The following is a 900-nucleotide window of genomic DNA, read 5'->3' on the forward strand; positions in this document are numbered from 1 at the left end:
CTCCCGGGGTGGTGGCTTCATCGGCGGTACCCCGAAGGCGGCGGCGCTGGCCCGTCAGCTCGGCGTGGACGGCAGCCGGCTGCGGACGGCGAGCGAGCTGCCGCAGGCGCCGAAGGTGTCGGTCGGGGACCGGGTCAACCACCAGCGGTACGGCCTGGGCCGGGTCCTCGCCGTCGAGGGACACGGGCCGGGTGCCCGGGCGCAGATCGACTTCGGTGACCAGAAACTCTGGCTGGTCCTGCGGCACGCACCGATCGACCGGCTCTGACCCGGCCCGGCCGGTACCGCCGGAGCCCGGCCGGTTGACCGGACCGGGCTCCCGCGCGGAGCGGGCTGCGCAGACCCGGCCGGCGTGGCGGTGACGTCGCGCCGACCGGGTTGGCGTGGGGGCCGTGCGGAGCGGAGCGGCGGATCAGCAGCCCAGGTCGACCCCGCGTGCCCGCATGAACGCGGCCGGCTCGATCTGGCTCCAGAGTTGACCCTGGTGCACCTCGAAGTGCAGGTGCGGGCCGGTGGAGTCGCCGGTGGAGCCCTCGGCGCCGATCGTCCTGCCTGCGGTCACCCGGTCGCCGACCGCCACGGCCGTCGCACTGAGGTGGGCGTAGTGCGTCAGGTAGCCGTTGCCGTGGTCGACGACCACGGAGATGCCGTAGCCGGCGAAGTCCCAGCCGGCGTTGACGACCGTGCCGGCTGCGGCGGCGCGTACCGGGGTGCCGGCCGGAGCCGCCAGGTCGATGCCGGCGTGCAGGACGCCCCAGCGCATGCCGTAGCAGGAGGTGACGTCCCCGCTCGGCATCGGGTTCACCCAGGCGGCCTTCGGCTTCGGCTTGGGTTTCGGCTTGGCGGGTGTGCTGGTGGCCCGGGGGGCGGGTGTCTTCTTCTTCAGGGTGGCTGTCGGGG

At 74.6% G+C, this 900-nt stretch carries 1 protein-coding gene and 1 pseudogene; one reads left to right on the forward strand and one right to left on the reverse strand.

All coding sequences use genetic code 11. The annotated features are described in order from the left end of the window. Nucleotides 1-268 (forward strand): annotated as a pseudogene (locus GSF22_RS33905) (ATP-dependent DNA helicase PcrA); the annotation flags it as partial. Between the two features lie 144 nt (nt 269-412). On the opposite strand, the gene GSF22_RS33910 reads toward GSF22_RS33905, so the two are convergent. Then, on the reverse strand, nt 413-900 hold a 488-nt coding region (locus GSF22_RS33910; RefSeq protein ID WP_208817961.1), incomplete at its 5' end, for a M23 family metallopeptidase.

The organism is Micromonospora echinofusca (assembly GCF_017614955.1).
Classification (GTDB): domain Bacteria; phylum Actinomycetota; class Actinomycetes; order Mycobacteriales; family Micromonosporaceae; genus Micromonospora; species Micromonospora echinofusca_A.